This is a genomic window from Streptomyces sp. NPDC001750, assembly GCF_042892615.1.
Taxonomy (GTDB): domain Bacteria; phylum Actinomycetota; class Actinomycetes; order Streptomycetales; family Streptomycetaceae; genus Streptomyces.
Genome location: NZ_JBIAUE010000025.1, coordinates 1 through 17,804, shown reverse-complemented (window position 1 = coordinate 17,804; position 17,804 = coordinate 1). Strand labels below are relative to the sequence as shown.

At 66.1% G+C, this 17,804-nt stretch carries 16 protein-coding genes; 5 read left to right on the top strand and 11 right to left on the bottom strand.

The window, feature by feature from the left end; translation table 11 throughout:
- Window positions 1–126: 126 nt before the first annotated feature.
- The 5 genes from ACFYY6_RS30030 to ACFYY6_RS30010 all read right to left on the bottom strand — a co-directional run bounded on the left by ACFYY6_RS30030 (window position 127) and on the right by ACFYY6_RS30010 (window position 6,299).
- Window positions 127–1,296, bottom strand: a complete 1,170-nt coding sequence (locus ACFYY6_RS30030; protein WP_351516951.1) for a glutathione-independent formaldehyde dehydrogenase — start codon at window positions 1,294–1,296, stop codon at window positions 127–129.
- A 325-nt stretch (window positions 1,297–1,621) separates the two neighbouring features.
- Complete coding sequence (locus ACFYY6_RS30025; RefSeq protein ID WP_389196568.1) at window positions 1,622–3,007, bottom strand: NAD(P)/FAD-dependent oxidoreductase; 1,386 nt, start codon at window positions 3,005–3,007, stop codon at window positions 1,622–1,624.
- A complete protein-coding gene (locus ACFYY6_RS30020) occupies window positions 3,007–3,330 on the bottom strand; it encodes a 2Fe-2S iron-sulfur cluster-binding protein (protein ID WP_351516949.1) in 324 nt (107 codons plus the stop codon). The genes ACFYY6_RS30025 and ACFYY6_RS30020 overlap by 1 nt, the downstream gene beginning before the upstream one ends.
- Before the next feature lie 394 nt (window positions 3,331–3,724).
- Window positions 3,725–4,723 carry a LysR family transcriptional regulator gene (locus ACFYY6_RS30015; RefSeq protein ID WP_351516948.1) on the bottom strand — a complete coding sequence of 333 codons (999 nt, stop codon included), beginning with the start codon at window positions 4,721–4,723 and terminating at the stop codon, window positions 3,725–3,727.
- 679 nt (window positions 4,724–5,402) lie between these two features.
- A complete protein-coding gene (locus ACFYY6_RS30010; RefSeq protein WP_351516946.1) occupies window positions 5,403–6,299 on the bottom strand; it encodes a LysR substrate-binding domain-containing protein in 897 nt (298 codons plus the stop codon).
- Between the two features lie 120 nt (window positions 6,300–6,419).
- Here ACFYY6_RS30010 and ACFYY6_RS30005 point away from each other — a divergent pair, with 120 nt between their 5' ends.
- Window positions 6,420–7,658 carry an MFS transporter gene (locus ACFYY6_RS30005; protein WP_351516945.1) on the top strand — a complete coding sequence of 413 codons (1,239 nt, stop codon included), beginning with the start codon at window positions 6,420–6,422 and terminating at the stop codon, window positions 7,656–7,658.
- A 170-nt stretch (window positions 7,659–7,828) separates the two neighbouring features.
- Here ACFYY6_RS30005 and ACFYY6_RS30000 read toward each other — a convergent pair whose 3' ends face one another.
- Complete coding sequence (locus ACFYY6_RS30000) at window positions 7,829–7,981, bottom strand: hypothetical protein (RefSeq protein ID WP_388651426.1); 153 nt, start codon at window positions 7,979–7,981, stop codon at window positions 7,829–7,831.
- A gap of 94 nt (window positions 7,982–8,075) precedes the next feature.
- On the opposite strand from ACFYY6_RS30000, the gene ACFYY6_RS29995 reads away from it, so the two are divergent.
- On the top strand, window positions 8,076–8,282 hold the full coding sequence (locus ACFYY6_RS29995; protein ID WP_351630259.1) for a hypothetical protein: 207 nt from the start codon (window positions 8,076–8,078) through the stop codon (window positions 8,280–8,282).
- A 188-nt stretch (window positions 8,283–8,470) separates the two neighbouring features.
- On the opposite strand, the gene ACFYY6_RS29990 is transcribed toward ACFYY6_RS29995, so the two are convergent.
- A complete protein-coding gene (locus tag ACFYY6_RS29990) occupies window positions 8,471–9,145 on the bottom strand; it encodes a hypothetical protein (protein WP_389196565.1) in 675 nt (224 codons plus the stop codon).
- A 1,039-nt stretch (window positions 9,146–10,184) separates the two neighbouring features.
- Between ACFYY6_RS29990 and ACFYY6_RS29985 the strand changes: the two genes are divergently transcribed.
- Complete coding sequence (locus ACFYY6_RS29985; RefSeq protein ID WP_389196563.1) at window positions 10,185–10,892, top strand: PaeR7I family type II restriction endonuclease; 708 nt, start codon at window positions 10,185–10,187, stop codon at window positions 10,890–10,892.
- Between the two features lie 139 nt (window positions 10,893–11,031).
- On the opposite strand, the gene ACFYY6_RS29980 is transcribed toward ACFYY6_RS29985, so the two are convergent.
- A complete protein-coding gene (locus ACFYY6_RS29980; RefSeq protein ID WP_389196561.1) occupies window positions 11,032–12,660 on the bottom strand; it encodes a NaeI family type II restriction endonuclease in 1,629 nt (542 codons plus the stop codon).
- Between the two features lie 179 nt (window positions 12,661–12,839).
- On the opposite strand from ACFYY6_RS29980, the gene ACFYY6_RS29975 reads away from it, so the two are divergent.
- Window positions 12,840–13,007 (top strand): hypothetical protein, encoded by a 168-nt coding sequence (locus ACFYY6_RS29975; RefSeq protein ID WP_389196559.1) that lies wholly within the window; start codon window positions 12,840–12,842, stop codon window positions 13,005–13,007.
- A 53-nt stretch (window positions 13,008–13,060) separates the two neighbouring features.
- On the opposite strand, the gene ACFYY6_RS29970 is transcribed toward ACFYY6_RS29975, so the two are convergent.
- From ACFYY6_RS29970 to ACFYY6_RS29960, 3 genes are read right to left on the bottom strand one after another with little or no spacing between them, the layout of a single operon-like run.
- Window positions 13,061–13,558: a hypothetical protein gene (locus ACFYY6_RS29970; RefSeq protein WP_389196557.1), complete on the bottom strand. Its 498-nt coding sequence runs from the start codon at window positions 13,556–13,558 to the stop codon at window positions 13,061–13,063.
- Between the two features lie 54 nt (window positions 13,559–13,612).
- On the bottom strand, window positions 13,613–14,332 hold the full coding sequence (locus ACFYY6_RS29965; RefSeq protein WP_389196555.1) for a PaeR7I family type II restriction endonuclease: 720 nt from the start codon (window positions 14,330–14,332) through the stop codon (window positions 13,613–13,615).
- A gap of 12 nt (window positions 14,333–14,344) precedes the next feature.
- Window positions 14,345–16,021 carry an Eco57I restriction-modification methylase domain-containing protein gene (locus ACFYY6_RS29960; RefSeq protein ID WP_389196553.1) on the bottom strand — a complete coding sequence of 559 codons (1,677 nt, stop codon included), beginning with the start codon at window positions 16,019–16,021 and terminating at the stop codon, window positions 14,345–14,347.
- Between the two features lie 382 nt (window positions 16,022–16,403).
- Between ACFYY6_RS29960 and ACFYY6_RS29955 the strand changes: the two genes are divergently transcribed.
- On the top strand, window positions 16,404–17,708 hold the full coding sequence (locus ACFYY6_RS29955; RefSeq protein ID WP_389196551.1) for a hypothetical protein: 1,305 nt from the start codon (window positions 16,404–16,406) through the stop codon (window positions 17,706–17,708).
- Window positions 17,709–17,804: the final 96 nt, after the last annotated feature.

Genomic DNA, 17,804 nt, shown 5'->3' with positions numbered 1-17,804 from the left:
GGAGCCGGGACGCAGAACACGCTCCCGGCCCCGGCCCCACACCTGCCCGCCGTCCCCATCACCGCCCGGCTCCGCCTACGCCTCGCGCCCCGCCCGACGACCACGGCTCTCTGACTGCCCGTCCACCTACCGACCGCCGCTCCGGCCCCCGCCGTCGGGGTGGAGGACGACCTTCGTCCAGCCCGCGTCCCGGTTGTCGAAGTGCTCGTACCCCTGCGCCGCCTCCGTCAGCGGCAGTTCGTGGGAGACGATCCAGGACGGCTTGGCCTTCCCCTGCTGGATGAGGTTGCACAACTGGCGGTTGTACGCCTTGACGTTGGCCTGACCGGTCCCCATCGACTGGCCCTTGAACCAGTACATGCCGTAGTCGAAGGCGATCTCTCCCTCGTCCTTGTACAGCTTGTCCGGACTTCCGGGGTCATGGGGCACGAAGACGCCGACCACGCCGATGGTGCCGGTGAACTTCACGGACTGCACCAGGTTGTTCAGCGTCATGTTCGGCTGCTCGTGGCCCTGGGGGTCATGCGCCTGGTAGCCCACGCATTCGCAGCCGCGGTCCGCGCCCAGTCCGTCGGTGAGGTCGTTGACCCGGTCGATCGGCGAACCCTTGGAGTCGTCGATCGGGATGGCGCCGATCTCCTCGGCCAGCCGCAGCCGGTCCGCATGCCGGTCGACGACCATGACCTTCGCCGCGCTCTTGAGGGTCGCGGACAGCGCCGCCATCAACCCGACCGGACCCGCACCGTAGATGACCACGGTCTCGCCCGGTCGCACCCCGGCGAGTTCCGTGCAGTGCCAGCCGGTCGGGAAGATGTCGGACAGCATCACGTAGTCGGTCTGCTTCTCCCACGCCTCCTCCGGAAGGACCAGGCAGTTGGAGTCGCCGTACGGCACCCGCAGGAACTCCGCCTGTCCACCGTTGTACGGGCCCATCCCCGCGAACCCGTACGCGGCACCCGCCATCCGCGGATCCGACGGGGTGGTCAGGCAGAACGCCGTCAGCCCCTGCTCGCAGTTGCGGCAGAACCCGCAGCTGATGTTGAACGGCAGGCACACCAGGTCGCCCACCTTGACCCGGTCCACACCGTCTCCGACCTCGATCACCTCGCCCATGTTCTCGTGACCCAGGACACGCCCCTTCTCCATGTCCGTGCGCCCCTCGTACGTGTGCAGGTCCGAGCCGCAGATGTTCGTCGAGGTGATCTTCACGAGCACATCCGTGGGCCGTTCGATCCTCGCGTCCGGTACGTCCTTGACGCTCACCGAACGTGGCCCTTCATACACCAACGCCTTCATGGGACTGCCTCCGCGTTCGTCGGGCGGGAACGCTGTCGGGCGGACTGCCTCTTCCACCGTCCCACCGGGCCGCCGCGTGTCAAACGCAGAGCGCCCCCGGGACGGCCCGTGACAAGGCACGCACCGGAGGCGTTGGCGAAACCACCGCGACACGATCCACGCGGCCCGTGACCACCGCCCCGCGACCGGCGCGCCGTGCCCGGCGCACACCGACCGGCCGCCCCACGACACCGCGGCGCAACACCGCGGCGCGAGCATCGGGGCTGGCCCGCGGTCGGTCGCGCGGTGCTCGGCGCACGGTCGTCGCGAGGCGGTCGGTCGTCGCTCAGCCCGTGGCCATCGCCCCGGCAGGGGCGGACACGCCCCCGTCCGCGGAACGCCTGAGATGTTCCGTGAGCGAGAAGCCCGCGCGTGCGGCCTCGGCACGGCTCAACGGCAGACCGTCGCCCAGGAGTCGGCGGGCCGCCATGTGGTCGCCGGGCCGGTTGACGGACTCGACCGCGATCAGCGCCTCCTGCCGGAACAGGAGAACCGAGAAGGCATCGGCGTCCGGGCTGCCCGCCAGCACCACCTCGGCGTCGTGTCCGTCACCGATTCCCGCGATCTGTACGGTCGTACCGAACTGGTCGCTCCAGAACCAGGGCAGTTCGTCGTACGGGCGCGGCGCCCCGGTGAGCCGCTCGGCGACCAGCCTGGCGTGCCCGACGGCGTTCTGCACGGATTCGAGCCGCATCCGCGTCCGAGACCGCGCCTCCGACTCCGACTCCGACGCCGGCTGCCAATCCGACCCCCGCTGGGGCCGCGGCTGCGTGCCGGGGCCCGACAGCGGGAAGATCGCGCAGTCGCCGATGGCCGAGATGCACGGGTCGCCGGTCAGCAGCCCGGCGTCGACCACGATGCCGCCGGAGACCGCCAGCCCGGCCGCCTCGGCCAGTTCCGTACGGGGCACGACGCCGATGCCGACCAGGACCAGGTCCGCCGGCAGTCGGCGGCCGTCTGCCGTCCCCACCGCCGCGACCCGGCCGTGACCGTCGTCGTGGAAGGCCGTGACGCCTTGGCCGTAGATCAGCCGATTGCCCCGCCGTCGGTGAAGTCCCGTGAAATGAGCGGCCGTCCGCGCCGAGACCACCCGGGCCATCGGGCGGTCGAGAGCCTCCACGACGGTCACCTCGCACCCCGACTCCCTTGCGACGGCCGAGAATTCGAGGCCGATGAACCCGGCCCCGACGACCACCGCACGGGCGGCCCCGCCAGGGGCGCCGGCCGTGGCAGCGGCGAGCGCGTCCCGCAGGGCCGCCGCGTCGCGCACGGTGCGCAGCGTGTGCACGCCGCGCAGCCCGGCGCCGGGCAACTGCGGCATCCTGGGCCGGGCCCCGGTGGCGAGCACGAGATGCCCGTAGCCGTACGAACTGCCGTCGGCGAGCCGGACCGACCGCGCGGCCCGGTCGATGGCGACGACCGTGCCCGTGACCCTGTCGATCGCCTGGCGCGCGTAGTACGCCTCCGGTCTCAGCCACAGGTGCGTCTCGTCCGTCTCACCCTTGAGGTACGCCTTGGACAGCGGCGGGCGCTCGTACGGGAGCGTGTCCTCCTCGCCGATGAGCGTGATCCGCCCTTCGTAGCCCCGCTCCCGCAGCGACTTGGCCGTCTGGTGGCCGCCCTGTCCGGCTCCGATGACGACCACCGAAGCGGGTCGTATGCCGTCGGCCATCAGTGCTGCCGCTCCGGCAGGTGCACGATCAGGCCGTCGAAGGCCTCGGTCACGGGAAGTTGGCAGCTCAGCCGGCTGTTGGGGCGGCGCGGGCTGGCCGCGAAGTCAAGCATGCTGTCCTCGTTCGGCTGCATCGCCTCCAGTCTGTCGACACAGCTCTCGTCAACGTAGACGTGGCACGTGGCGCACTGGGCGTTGCCGCCGCACTGCGCCACGATGCCTTCGATGTCGTTGAAGACGGCGCCCCGCATGACGCTGGTGCCGGTGGGGACGTCGACGGTCCGCGCGACTCCGTCGACGGCGACATAGGTGATTTCGGGCATGGCGGAACTCCTCGGTACCGGGATGCCGGTCCGTGCCGAGGTGCCGATCGGCCGCGCGCACGGACACAACACAACGGTGCACGGGCCGGTCGCTCGGGACCGGTCACTCGGAAATGGGCTCGGGTGGAAAGAGGGGTGGAGGCGGAGGCACGGGTCGATGGCGGCGCTGCCGGTATTTGGGTAGGGGGAGATCGACACCCCTGCCGCGCCTCGCCTTCGCAATACGGCCTCGGGACACGCGACGTCCTCGGCCGACGGGATGGCAGCGCGACGGACCGTACCAAACAGTCACCGGTGACGCCAAACACCCTCACCGGTGACTCCAGCAACCGCACACGCCCACGGTTTCCCCGGCAGGCGGTCCACGAGTCCCCCGACCTACAGCTCCGTCGGCCTACGAATCCCCGGGTCCACCGGCCGCCGTGCCGCCGGTCTCCAGGTCCGCCGGTCCATCGGCCCGTCGGCCCGCCCGGTCCTGGGCGGCTACGCGGCGCGGAACGGGCTTCCGGTGTGTCATGAACGGTCGACCGGTGATGAACTCCCGGAACTTCAGGGCGGCTTCGGACAGGTAGTTGTCGCGGTTCCACACCAGGGTGAGCACCCGGTAGCAGTCGGGCGCGTCCAGGTGCACCCAGGCGACCGGCGTGTGCGAATCCGTACCGGCCCGGCGGGACATCGCGGGGATGAGGCCGATCCCGAGACCGGCGCTGATCATGTCCTGGCTGGCGCCCGGTTCGTTACCCTCGCAGGACAGGCGCGGCGTGAGCCTCTCGGACGCGAACAGCCGGTCGAGGAGCGCGCGTTGCCAGTGTCCGGGACGTGTGCTGACGAAGGGCTCGTCGGCGACCTCGGGGATCCTCACGCTCTCCCGGCCGTCGAGCCAGTGCCCGCGCGGCACCGCGAGCAGCACCTCCTCGCGGGCGAGCTCGACCGATGCGAGGTTCGTACCGGCCAGCGGCTGCGAGGCCACGCAGAAGTCGACCTCGCCCGCGCGCAGCTGGCGGGTCATCTCCTGCGCGTTCGACTGGAAGAGGCGCACGTCGGCGCGGGGGAAGGCGGCCCGGAAACTACCGAGGACGTGGGTGATCGTCAGCAGGGTCTCGGAGGCGACGCCGACCCGTCCGAGCCCCGTGTCACGGGCGTCGCGCAGGGCCCGGCGGCCGTCCTCGAGCTGGCTCAGGGCGTGGTCGACGTGACGCAGGAACATCGCTCCGTACTGGTTGAGCCGGATGCGGCGGCCGTGCCGGTCGAAGAGCGGGGAGCCGAGCTCGGCCTCCAGGCGCGCGATGGTGCGGCTGAGCGAAGGCTGGGCGACGCGCAGCTCCTCCGCGGCGCGGCTCATGTGCTCGTAACGCGCGACGGTCTGGAAGTAGCGCAACTGCAGCAGATCCACGGTCCGCCCCACCTCCACTTATGCCTTGGAAGTCATTTTCACATGGCCAAATCGGTCTTGGAAGCCTATAAGCGATGCGGTTTACGGTCTCCATCGGAGTCACCGCACAGGTGCCGGGCAAAGGGCGCCCGACACCTGCACACGCGAAGCGAGGACCCCGGCCCTTCCTGTTCCTGCCGTCATTTCCGCTTCCTGCCGTCATTCCGCACCGTCCACGACCCACTGCGTACCGTCAGCCACCCACCGCGCACGGCGTCCGCCACGACCGTGAGCCGTCCACCACCGCGAGGTGCCCATCGCCACCGCGGCATCCACATCGGACCGAACCCGAACCGAATCCCGCGAACCACCCCGCCCGCCAACAACCCCACCCGACCGAACCCACCCTCCCCGAGCGGTGCGGCACCCCGTACACGTACACGTACCCCTGCGTCCGTCGATTCTCTGCGGGTACGTGTACGGGTACGGGGTGCCGCACGCGTACCCGCATCCGTACCCGACACGCCGCGCCCGGTCAGCGCGACCGCCGCCCGTCGACGCCCCAACTCCCAGAGCTCATGCACACCAGAGCAGACACACACGAGCGGACACACCGGGGCGGACGCGCACCACGGCAGACACCCACCGGGACGGACGCGCACGCCGGACCGGACGCGCACGCCGGAAGGGTGGCACCCCGTCAGGACGGTCGCGCCGCCATGGCGCGACGGAGGTGCCGCACGAGGGCCCGCGCCGCGGAACCGGACGGCCCGCCCTCGCGCCACGCGAACACGATGTACCCGCGCATCGGCGGATCCATGACGGTGAGCATGCGCAACGCGGCCGGCCGGGCGAGCGCGAACGGCTCCGGCAGGATGGCGACGCCGAGTCCGCTGATGGCGAGCTCCGCCAGCATATTGGGGTCGCTCGCCTCGAATGCGATACGCGGCGAAAATCCGGCGGCGGCACAGGATTCCTCGACCGTGGCACGGGCGCCGACACTTCGATGGAATGTGATGATCGGCGCGTCCCGCAGTTCTGCGAGGCGAATCGACGCACGGGCCGCGAGAGGGTGACCTGGCCGCACTGCGACGACCAGCCGTTCATCTGCCACCGTGAGGGTTTCGATACCCGGGAGCACGGGCGTCGGCGGTGAAATGGCGACGGCGTCGAAATGCCCCCGCCGAAGCGCATCGATCAATTGATCCGAGGTCGCCTCGGCCAGGGTCATCTCGACACCGGGATGCGCCGCATGGAAATCGGCGAGCAGTTGAGGCAGACCGTACGCGGTCGCGGACGAGGTCACCATCCCCAACGACACGTGGCCCCGGATCAACCCCGTGTAGTCATCGGCCATTTGATGCAGCACGTCCACGGAGGCGAGCGCGGCGCGGGCCTGCTTCAGCACGGCCTCACCGAATTCGGTGAGGCGGACGGCGCGTCGGCTCCGGTCGAGGAGGTCCTGCTTCAACTCCCTTTCCAGCTGCCTGATCTGGTTGCTGACACTCGGCTGGGCCACGTGCAGCCGGGCAGCCGCTCTGGTGAAGTTCAGCTCCTCGGCGACGGCTACGAAGTACTCCAGCTGCCTCAGCTCCATAGTCGCGCACTATATCAGCGAGATGCAGCGGATATTGGACGCCCGAAGGAAGAGGCCGGGACAATCCAAGTGCACGCGGCTAAAAACGAGTTGGCCGATTTGAAATAGAGGGAGAATCTGGTGGAGAGCACCATTGACGCACCATTGGTGAAAACTTCCTGGCGAAGCGTCTCCACGCTTGGCTTCGGTGTATTCGCGGTCGCCACGAACGAATTCGTGCTCGCCGGAATGCTGCCCCACCTGGAGTCCTCCCTCGACGTGTCCGCCGCCACGGCGGGCCAGGTCGTCACCGTGTACGCGCTGGCGTGCGCGGTGCTGGGGCCGGTCCTCGCGACCGTCACCACGACCTGGTCGAGACGCGTGACGCTGCTGTGCGCGGCGCTGATCTACATGCTGGGGACCATCGGCTCGGCGCTGGTGCCGTCGTTCGGTCTGCTGCTGGTGACCCAGGCCGTCGCGGCCGCGGGCACCGGCATGTTCGTGCCGGTCGCCGCAGCGACGGCCGCAGCCCTCGTACCGCCCGAGCGCCGCGGCCGTGCGATCGCCATCGTCCTCACGGGCTTCACGGCCGCGACCGCGTTCGGCGCGCCCATCGGCACCGCGTTCGGCAGCCGGTTCGGCTGGCGGGCGACGATGTGGTTCGTGGCGGCCCTCGCCGTCGTCGGCATCGTCGGCCTGCTGAGCCTGGTGCCGCGCGGCATCGTCGGCCCTCCCGCCGAGCCCCTGCGCAGGCGCTTCGCGCCGCTCGCCGACTCCCGCGTCGTGACCACCCTGGGCACCACGCTGGTGGCGTTCACCTCGGTCTACATCCTGTACACGTACATCGCCGAGATCTTCACGGACGCGACCGGCGGCTCCGGCAACAAGGTTGCCCTGCTGATGCTGACGCTCGGAACCGTGGCGATCTTCGGCAGCTACGCGGCCGGGGTGCTGACCGACCGGATCGGCGGCCGGGGCGTCATGGCGATCTGCCTCGTCTGGGTCGCCGTCTGCCTGCTCGCGCTGCCCCTGGTCAACGGCACGTACGCCGCCTCGCTCGTCTTCATCGGCATCTTCGCGGTCACCGCCTTCAGCATGAGCGCACCGCAGCAGCACCGCCTGATCGGCCTGAACCCGAGCCTCGCCGCGGTCCTGGTCTCCCTCCACTCGTCGATCCTCTACCTCGCGATCGCATTGGCCGGCGCGCTCGGCGGACTCGGCATCAGCGTGGGCGGATCGGGCTCGCTGGGCTTCATCGCGGCGGCCCTGGCGGTCCTCGCCCTCCTGCTCTCCGAGCTCTCCCACCGCCTCGTCCTGCGCCGCCCGACGCCGGCCGCCACCACACCCGCCACGATTGCCACGGCCGACGCCACCGACTGACACCGCCCGAGGCGACCGACCGCCCGGCCAACAGGTCCAACGACCGGCCCGACCTGTATGCGGGGCCGGGACCGGGACCGGGTCCGCCCGGCCCCGGCCCGGTCGACGGCCGGTTCTGCCGGGCCGCGTTCAGCACCCCGGAAGCCGCCCCGGAGACACCGGAGGGCACATCACGCATGGCCACATGGGTCACGGCGGGACACGAACGCGCCGACCACCGAAATGGCGGCGGCCGGGCTCGGTGAGTACGCGGCGAGCACCCATTCCAACTCGGCGGAACTCATGAGCAGTTCGTCCCGCATCGAGGGCAGTGCGACGTTCACGCTGTCGGATCGAGTGAGGCCGTGAACATCGCCATGCACATCGCGCACAGCGTCGGTCGCCGAGGCCGAGGGCGCCGTTCAGGAGACCTGAACCGTGACCGCCGCCCTCGCCAACACCCCCGCCCTCGTCAACGGCACCCCGGCCGCCCTGATCCACCAGGACTGCGTACCGGTCTCCGTCATGGGCTTCGCCATCCGGGAGGGCCGCATCACACAGATCCAGGACCCGCTGGCCCTCGGGGGCACGGGGTCTTCCCAGGAACTCCGAGCAACAGAAAACCCCAGATCAGAGAGCATCTGATCTGGGGTTTCTCTGAGCCGCCTTCGGGATTCGAACCCGAGACCTACGCATTACGAGGGCCCACAAGATCATCCCGAGTGGTGCCAGGCGGTGCCGCCGAATCCCATTTTCCCTGGTCAGAGACTTACGGATGTGATCACCGTGACGCCTGTTCCCCCCTGATGCCAGCCCGTCCGCTCACGCATCGCTCACGCAAGTTCGCCGCGATCAGCAGACACAGCCTTCCGGCGTGCCTGGATCTTGCGGTACACCTGCTCCAGAGGCTCGCTAAGGCCCACGTGATGGATCGCGGCTCCATCTACCTCTTCAGTCTCGACGTGCCGAAACGCAACCAGCTCCTCAATGGTTGGTGGATCATTCTCGAAGTAGGCCCGGAGCTTTCTCAGCCGATCGAAGCCCGGCGCTTCGTCCCGTGCTAGCTCGGCAATGACCTGACCAATATCGATACCGGGCGCATCATCACTCCAGGTCTCCGTGTAGCCGCCTTGCGGGAAGTCCCGTTCTGTGCAGCCGCTGGGATAGTCCCGGACGGCGCGGAGCACGGCGTCCTCCACTGTCCGTGCAGCTTCCCTATTCGGTACCTCGTGCTGCTCAATCGGCCTGCCGCCATGTGCCGTGTGAGAGGCGATCCTGTCGTTTCGGACTTCGGTGCTGGTCAAGCCGACTTTGTATGCACGGAGCCTGGGGAAGTGGATCAGGTAGACGATGTGAACGGCATCGGGGTCAGTGGCTTCGGCGCAGTTGAGGCAAGGGGCAACACCGCTCTTGAGTTCGGAGATCGAGATGCTGCGCTTGAACCCACAAGCTTCGCAGTGGGCGGCGACTCGTTGACCGTGCGGAGCATACCCGTCGTGCTCACGCACCAGCCCATGCTGCTGAAAGAAGTCGTTCTGCCAGGGCGCCAAGGGCAGGGAGTTGCAGTGCCAGCATCGGCTGCGACCTGCCACCTGAGCGTTACTGAGGTCTCTCGACGCGCTCCATTGGGTGACGGTTGCGCACACAGCGCACTCAACGTCCACAAGTGACCAGACGTGTTCCATCTGCCGGGCGAGATCCGTAGCAGCGAGTACTACGCCATCCGGTCCTCGCGCCAGAAAGTCGTCCCCGAGGACGATCTGGGCAGCCTGCTCCCGCGTGATGTCCCACCGTGACGGCTCCGCCACGAGGCCGTGTTCGTACACCTGACGGCTGGCACACCAGTCGCAGTATCGCCTGTCTTTGTCACGGATTTCGGCATAGGCGACCTCATCGGGGCGCTCGCACTCGACACAAACGCACAAGCGCATGTGCTCTGGGGAGACGTAGGGCTCGCGAGGTTCCCAGCCGGTGTGCGTGTAGCGGCTATCGATGCACGCAGCACATCTTCCGGGCTTCCCGTTGCGGTTAGCGCTGCCCCGCACCTTGCATTCAGGGCACTTCCGCTCCGTCGCCATGTGACCCTCCCCAGTTGCCTATGCCCTCGGGAGCGTAGCTGCGGTCACTGACAAGCAGCCCCAGATTGAGGGGCTAGCAGCCATCAAGGGGCACTTGCTGTCCGTCGGCGAGGTAGTGACGCAGGGCGCTGGCGGTGGCGATTGTCCCTGTGCGGTCGACTCGGGACGGTGCGACGTTGGCGCCGGCCGCGCGTCGCCAACGTCCTCAGGCGCCGCACTTACCCAGGAATGCCGAGGCCCCACAAGATCATCCCGGGTGGTGCCAGAGAATGCAGCAGGATGCCGTTTCCTCAGGTCAGGAACCTAGGTCCCTGAACCCACGTGCCGCCCGATCCACCTTGTGCCACCCAGTGCGCTCATGCACCGCTCACACAGCAGCAGCCCTACCAGACGGGATGTCAGACCCATCACGCAGACTGGCATCGGCCGGGGAGTACCCCGCCCCTTTCCTACGAGCGGGAGATGCAACGTGGAGACCCAGGACATCCAGCACGCAGTCGAGGACTTCTGGTTCCGGCGGGACAGCCAGGAGGGCAAGCTGGATGACGAGGGGAAGTCGGGTGGGGCGGCCAGGGGTAACGGGCACATGAAGCCCCTCGAAGCCCTGGTGAAGAGCATCTTCATCGACTGCGGGATCCCCGAAGAGTGCATCAAGACCGGACAGCCCTACCTGCCTGGCTACTACCGTGTCCGCAAGCAGTGGGACCTGGTCGTGAAGTACAACGGCGTGTTGGTCGCCGCATTCGAGTTCAAGTCCCAGGTGGGTAGCGTCGGGAAGAACTTCAACAATCGATTCGAGGAGGCGCTGGGTAGCGCCACCGACATCGACGCCGCACAGCGGAAGAACGAGCAGAGCCCGTTCGGGCAGGTACCTCCGTGGCTCGGTTACGTGTTCATCCTGCAGGAGACCCCCGAGACGGAGAAGGAAGGTAGGACCACGCGGGCCATGTTCCCGACCGATGCCGCCTTCCAGGGGCTTTCCTACAACCAGCGATACCAGGAGATGATCCGGCGCTTCATCGGAGAGCGCGTCTACGATGCCGGCTGGTTCATCACCACAAAGCGTGCCGACGGTGACATCACTTACCTGGAGCCCCTGGCAACCGCAACAGCGAGTGTCCTTCGCGCAGCGATTGAGGGGCGCGTCAAGGTGGTGAAGGCGATGCTGAAGGAGTAGATGACATCCACGCCATAAGCCAATCCCTGCACGGCCCGGATGAGCACCGATACGGCGTGTGCCTGCGGATGCTCACCGCACCGAGCTGCAGCTAGGACTTGTCCAGCCGATACGTCTGCCGCTGGAAGACCGAAAGATGTCAGTGCGTCGGAATGTGGGGTGCCGGCACGATCTCGTCGGACTCTGTGGCGAGGGTCCACAGATCGCCATCGAGCTCGACCCTGGGGGCATCGCCGTGGTGGTGGGTAAGGCGTGCCAGCCGAGCACTCATCAATTCGCCGTGGCCAAGCGTCGGCAGGCCCAGCTGCTGCGCCAGGTCTGCGTGAAGCCGGTAGCTGCCCAGGATTACCGTCCCCTCACGCCTCAAGGTCTGCCGTGACTGGCGGACTCGCTTCATGAAGTCTCTCTGCATGCTCACCGTTGCAATGGCGTTGAGGCTGATCGGCTGACGCTGGACCGCGCGAAACAGCTCGTCAATGCGCAACTGGCCCGAGCGGTGAGACAGCACAGACGTCACGATCTGCTCTGGAAGGTGCAGAAGTGTGTTCTCAGGCAGAGGGGCGTCCCGGAACAACCACTGGACCGCCTCCCTGCCTTCGGCGGACAGGGCCTGCTTGCCATCCCTATTGCCGCCTCGCGAGAGAAGATGGCGATCGGCACGGACTACGCCTGCGCTCCAGGTGGACCTGTCATCGTTGGCTGCCACGAGGAGGAACAGCTCACCGACACTTCCCGGCGGGATCAGCCAAGTATGGTCGCGCGCGAACCTGAAGTTGATGTTCCTGCCAGCGACTACATACCCTTCGCCCGGCCCCTGCCGCAGGTTCAAGGCATCTGACACCGAGATCTCGGCTTGAGTCCCCAGGTGAAGGCGTTCAGCCTTGGTCAGCTGGTGCCAGCTGTACCGGCCCGTGCTGGGGCCGGCGAGTACGGTATCGATCGCTTGTCGAAGTGCTGTGGCGACCTGGGAGCCGTCAGGGTCAAGACCCCGGAGAGCAGCGAAGACAGAGCCGACATCGGACACGTCGGCGTCCGACTCTTTCTGCGGCCCCGTGAGTTGGATCGCCAGTTCCTCGGCTCGCTGGCGGACGGCGGGGCTTGTCTCTCCAGGGTCTCGGTCGTGTCCACGGCCCGGGTTACTCTCGGGTTCCGGCTGCCTCGAATCATCGCCTGTTGCTACCAGCTGCTCAGCAACGATCGCCCTTTCCCTCATCTTCGGGAGCGGGGCGAGCATGTCTGACGCCTGCGGATTCGCTAGTGATCCAGCCAAGAGCCCATGAGCCCAAGCAAGAGTGCGCTGAAGCTCTGCCACCGTACGGTTTGCCTCCGCCAGTTCCCTCTGCAGCTCAACGGTCTGCTTCAAGGCGGCCGTCAGCGCCCCATCCTGCGTCGACGGTTCGACGATGGCGGCGGACTGCACGTGTCTTTGCTCGGCCGAACGCGATCGTGCACCTTCGAGGAGGCGTGCCGCCTCCCTCTTCAACGGCTCCACCTGCTCTGGTTGGGCGCACACCTTGATGATCGCGTAGATCAGCTTTGGATCGTTCAGCAGGTTCTCGCCGCGGAGACGCAGGGACAAGGTGCTATAGCTCGGCGGGGTGAGGCCATCGAGGTGCTCGGGCTTCAGACGTGCACTCAGTCCTCGCAGTCCGCCGTCCGCCTGACTAGTCAGGCCACGTAGAAGGTTGATCAGGGTGGCAAGTTCAGGATCAAGGTCATCGACTGCTGCCCAGTGCCGCCCCTTCCGCCTCGGATTCTCCGACCCCACGACCCCCGCCCCTCATTGATCCAGCCACTATGCCATTTGATCGCCTTGCACAAAAGATCAAAGGAGGAAATCGCCTGCGACGGGCGCATGCTGGTGATCCACCGGAGCTGGCGTGGTCTCGGGGCATCGCGCTCCTTGGCCGAGCCCTGCTTATGCTGCAACCTGGCCTGGAAGGAATCATGCCCCAGCACCGCATCCCTGACCTGCTCGCGTTCGTCTCCATCCTGATCACCGCGCTCGTATTGATCGCGCTTGATGTGCAACCCGATCAAATCGTTGGGCTGGCTACAGCACTGGGGCTGTTGTACTCGGCATGGCGCTCAGGAAGCGGGGGCGGCCCGGTATGAGCGGTGGTCGAGGACGACGATTCCCTCAGCCGAACCCTGGTTGGAACGCTTGTTCACCCGTCTGCGTCGATGTGCGGGCAGAGCGAGCGCTGCTGGTAGCCACCGGGTACATCAAGGCCGACCGCGGCCCAGAACCCCCTCGATTCGGTGAGGCGGCCGCCGAGGGTGTGCCAGGACAGACCGGGGTGCTCGGCACGCAACACGGCCAGGCCGGCAATCCCGAGCCCGCACCGCTGGTACTGCGGCAGGGTGTAGGGCTGCTCAACCCAGCCAATGCGACAGCGGTGACAGATCCGGCAGTCGACCGCGAACGCAAACTCGCCCTGCAGATTGGCCGCTCGCTGGCGCCAGCCCATTCGTTCGGGCGAGGTGGTGTCCTGCCACGGTGAATCCAGTTGGGGAACGTCCAGCCAGCCGTGAGACCGCCCCAGCCTCCCACCGCTGAGCCATTGCAGCGCCTCGCGCCAGAGAACTCGCCCGAACGCGCGACCGACTTCGTGGGCCTGGCTGGCGAGGCGTACGGCTGATCGCCTGTCGTCATCTATCGCCATGCCTCAGATTCGTACCCGACGGCCGCGCCTCACCAACGTCCCTAGGTGCCGCACTTATCCAGGGATGCCGAGGTCCTTCAGGTACGTGAGGCGAGCGTTTATCGCTGCCGAGAAATGGCGCCAGTCGAGGCTCTCTACCAGTTCGATCGGCTTCGGATTCTCGGCCGATGACGTGACGTAGCACGCGGCGTCGTAGAGCTGCTCGGCCATAAGCCGCTCGCAAAAGATGCCGAACCGATCCTGATACGAGGTGTCATGCCAGATGCCGTCAACAGGCAGAGCACCCTTGGCAGTTCTGACCGGCTTCCGGGACTTCTCCCCATCCTGCATCATGAAGAAGTAGCCCAACCAGGGCCTCTCCTTCGGGTACAGCTCGGCGAGGGCCGCTCGACGCAGGTCTACGGCGCTGCCCAGCGCCTCTTCGACCCTGTTGTTGTAGTTGTTTCCGTACGACGGACCGCCCAGTGACTTCAGCTCGAACGCCGCTACGAGCACGTCCTTGTGGACGACCACGACATCCCACTGCTTCTGCGGTCGGTAGTAACCAGGCAGCTCCAGGCCCGAGGCGACCCGAATGCTCTCAGGCGGGAAGCCAGCCTCCAGGAAGAACTTCGCCAAGAGTGTCGCGATGACGTCGAAGTGCTTGCCGCCTCGTACGGAGCCAGCAGTGCCGGCCCCTACCGCATCCCGGATCGCGGACTGCTCGTTCTGCAGCTGCTTGGCACCCCAAAACGCCGCGACGGCGTCCTCGAAGTCTTGGCGGGTGACCGTCAAGATCCGCTCCTCCTAGTCAGGCAGCTCGGCGAGCCCGTAGACACGCAAAGCGGCCTCGGTGGCGGCCTCCCTATCCCGCTTGTCGAAGGCTTCGGCGAGAGCGGCCTGGTCGCCCTCGCCGATCGTCGCCGGATCCGGGACCCGGATCTTCCGGAGGTACTGGGCTTGGAAACGGAGGGTTCCCCCGCGCATCTTGACCGCGTACGCCTCCACGAACGCTTCCGCGACCTTGGACAGCAGCAGGCCACCGAGTACGCGCATGTCCCAAACGTCCGAGACGATGAAGTACAGGTTGTGGTGAGGGTACAGGCCGCCTTCGTCGAGGACCGGGTGGATCCTCAGCTTCATGTCTGGAAACAGCAGCTTCTGACGGCGGGTGAGCTGGTGGTCGACCTTGTCGATGGTCTTGTACCAGCGCTGCGGCTGCTTGACCGCGACGTAGCGCTTGCGCAGGGCCTCGCCGTGCTTCTCGAAGTAGGAGGCGAGACGCGGATACGCGTCGAGGTCGACCAGGTCGCCGCTGGCCGTCCAGGGATTGACCAGGTGTGTGCCGTCCCAGTCGATGGTGCCGCTGGTGGTGTCGCGGACCATGGCCATGGGGAGCAGCCGGTCGTCTTCGACCAGATCCTCTTCCTTGGAGAGGAAGACCTTGTCCGCGCCAGTGGCGATACCGATCCCGACCTTCGTTCCCGTCTCGGTGTCCTCCAGGAGCCGGAACCGCTCAGTGAGATCCTCAAGAACCGCGAGCCTGGCCGGCGAAGCGGCCGGCCACGAATCCTCCTCCGGGAACCAATGCGGCATGCGAGCGGCTTGGTGGGAAGCCGTGGCGACCGTGGACAGCTCGCCCTCCAGGTACCAGCCGGCGAAGGCCCGCGCCTGCTCCGCCCCGAAGGCCCGGTTCGCGTCCGCGGCGACCGCTGGGCCCTGGAGCTTGTTCGAGATGAGGGTGATCGCGGGATAGGCCGAAACCTGATCGTCGAAGGCGTCAACCTCGTGCATCACAAGGGCGAGGTCCATGCTGAAGTGCTTGGTCACCAGCTCCCTGAGCCGCCGTCCGTACTGGTTCCGCATCCAACGATCGGCGCAGATGAAGCCCAGCTGGCCGCCTCGGTTGAGGCTACGCAAGGCCACCTCGTAGAAGCCGATGTAGATGTCGGCTCGGCCACCCATCGTGGAGCAGGCACGGCGGTAAGCGGCCATCCGGTCATCGGGAACGTCTTCGAGCCGGATATACGGAGGGTTACCGACGACGTAGTCGGCGCGATGATCGGCGTCCGACTGCAAGAGGTAGTCACCCCGCTTCACCCACGCCGCGGCAACCTCCCTCGCGTCCTTCGGTCCCCAGCCCTCTTCTTGCAGCGTCTCCGCAACCAGCGTCCGGCTCTGCTCTACGTTGCGGCCCAGCAGGTCGAAGGCGCGGACCGCGTCGACCGCATCCGAGATGGGCCGCTGGTGCGCCCGACATGACGCACTGATTCGGGACGCGATCACGGTCAAGAACGCGCCGCCACCGCAGGCCGGCTCCACGAGCCTCAGATCACAGAGGTCCTTGTCTGTCGTGTAACCGAGAAGGTCCAGGATGAGCTCGACCACCCAGGCACGCGTGAACACCTCACCGTGCTCCACGGCCTCCTGCAGAGACTCGGGAAGGGAGAGGTCGTCGGTGCTGAACAGCGCGAGATTTGCCACGCAAGGACAGTACCGCCGAACCTTCGCGAAACCCGGCCTCGATCCACAGAGCGTAGTCAGATAATAACGGGCACGTTCCGCTCGCGGCTCCTCGCGTTCGCTGACGAGTGGGCCAAGCTCTCGCATCGCGGATGCCGGCGATGCTGGCCTCAGACATGACGGCGGCCGTACCGACGACCGCGTGGATCATGTCCACCCTCTGGCGAGGGATGCCACGGCTCGCGTATCGCCAGCCCGTGCCGCCCCTCCCCCTGTCGGGTGACGTCACCCTCGGCTGCTTCGAAGAACACGCCTCCCCTCGGGCTTCTGGAGGTACAAATCCACCTCCCCGCTCCTCAATTCACCGTATGCTACGCGTCACAGATGGCTGGGGAGGAAGCATATGGCGATCACCACCGATGAATGCCTCAAGGTAATAGGGGCTCTCTTTGGGGAGTTCTCAATAGAGGGCGACTGGATCCTCCTCGAACGCCCGATACCTCTTCGCGATGGCGTAGAATTCAATCGCATCAAGACGGACGAGATATCGGCAGCCATCGAGAGGATCAATTCCGCCGTTAGCGACGATGGGGCTTTCCTGACCTGGAAAGAAGGATGCGAGGTGATGATCCTCGATAATGGCAGGGCAGGCAACTATCTCGCCAGCCGCATATTCCGTGATGGATTCATGGTGGAATCTGAAGACGAAAATGCACTAACCTTCTCCATGGGGGATCCGTCACTCGCCTATGTGCTATACATCCTCCACAGAATTCGGGAGGCGGAACCTTCGAACTGGCACCGAAACCCCGCCTTCAGACGCATACGCGACAGGATACGCCTCCGCACACGCATCTCGGCTAGCGCGAGCAGAAGCAACGAAGTATCTCTTGAGGAGGCAATTTCCAACCTTTTCCCGAGCCTAACCATACGCATCGAATCACCTCGCGAACAGGCCGACTACAGATCGCTGTGCGAGTCATTCCTGTTCACTCTCTCCTACAACTACGACAACTCTTTCCTACTCGCTTCTGGAATCGATTCCATCTCTCGCGCGAGCCGTATCGAACGCGTTCGACGCGTCAAGGACGGCGAAATCGATGCACCTCGGATGACATACAAGTCCGACCTGGTGCATCACTACCAGTTGGCCGTCTCCGCCGAGAGCCCCTTGTTGGCCTATCTTTCGTTCTATCACGTAGCCGAGCACTTTTTCGAGAAGGTCTACAGCGATGATCTGATCGAGCAGGTACGATCGAAGATCGCTGACCCTTCATTCTCACTCAAGCGGCGAGGTGACGTCAGTAGCGTAATCAAACTAGTGAATAGAGCACAGCAGAAGAATCGGGATGAGGGGGGAGTGGACGAACAGAAGGCCCTCACCCTCACCCTCAAGAACTTCGTAGAACTGAACAGACTGGCGAGCGACCTGGACAAGTACGATTCGACCATAATCCAGCATTACAAATCCACGACCGCATCATTCTCTGACGCGAACACTGTGGATCTACGCGGAAGTGACACCAGAGAGGTCCTGGCCAGTCTCGCCAAGCGAATCTACAGGACAAGAAACTCACTGGTACACGCAAAGGACGGAGCGCGCCCAAAGTACTTCCCCTTCACTAATGATGAGGAACTGGCGCGCGAAGTTCCCTTGATGCGTTTCTGTGCGGAACAGATCATCATTGCCAACGGACGAGTAATCTGACTCGCTACTGAACTTGAATTCGTGATGTCGGTCAGTCGTCCATAATCAGGTCGGTGCTGGCGAGGCATCCGTCGACCAGGTCCGGGCGGTACTGGA

What these genes read in the sequence shown, in the direction of transcription:
- ACFYY6_RS30030 (WP_351516951.1), bottom strand. Translation starts at nt 1,296, where the DNA reads ATGAAGGCGTTGGTGTATGAAGGGCCACGTTCGGTGAGCGTCAAGGAC.
- ACFYY6_RS30025 (WP_389196568.1), bottom strand. Translation starts at nt 3,007, where the DNA reads ATGGCCGACGGCATACGACCCGCTTCGGTGGTCGTCATCGGAGCCGGA.
- ACFYY6_RS30020 (WP_351516949.1), bottom strand. Translation starts at nt 3,330, where the DNA reads ATGCCCGAAATCACCTATGTCGCCGTCGACGGAGTCGCGCGGACCGTC.
- ACFYY6_RS30010 (WP_351516946.1), bottom strand. Translation starts at nt 6,299, where the DNA reads ATGGAGCTGAGGCAGCTGGAGTACTTCGTAGCCGTCGCCGAGGAGCTG.
- ACFYY6_RS29975 (WP_389196559.1), top strand. Translation starts at nt 12,840, where the DNA reads ATGCCCCAGCACCGCATCCCTGACCTGCTCGCGTTCGTCTCCATCCTG.
- ACFYY6_RS29970 (WP_389196557.1), bottom strand. Translation starts at nt 13,558, where the DNA reads ATGGCGATAGATGACGACAGGCGATCAGCCGTACGCCTCGCCAGCCAG.
- ACFYY6_RS29955 (WP_389196551.1), top strand. Translation starts at nt 16,404, where the DNA reads ATGGCGATCACCACCGATGAATGCCTCAAGGTAATAGGGGCTCTCTTT.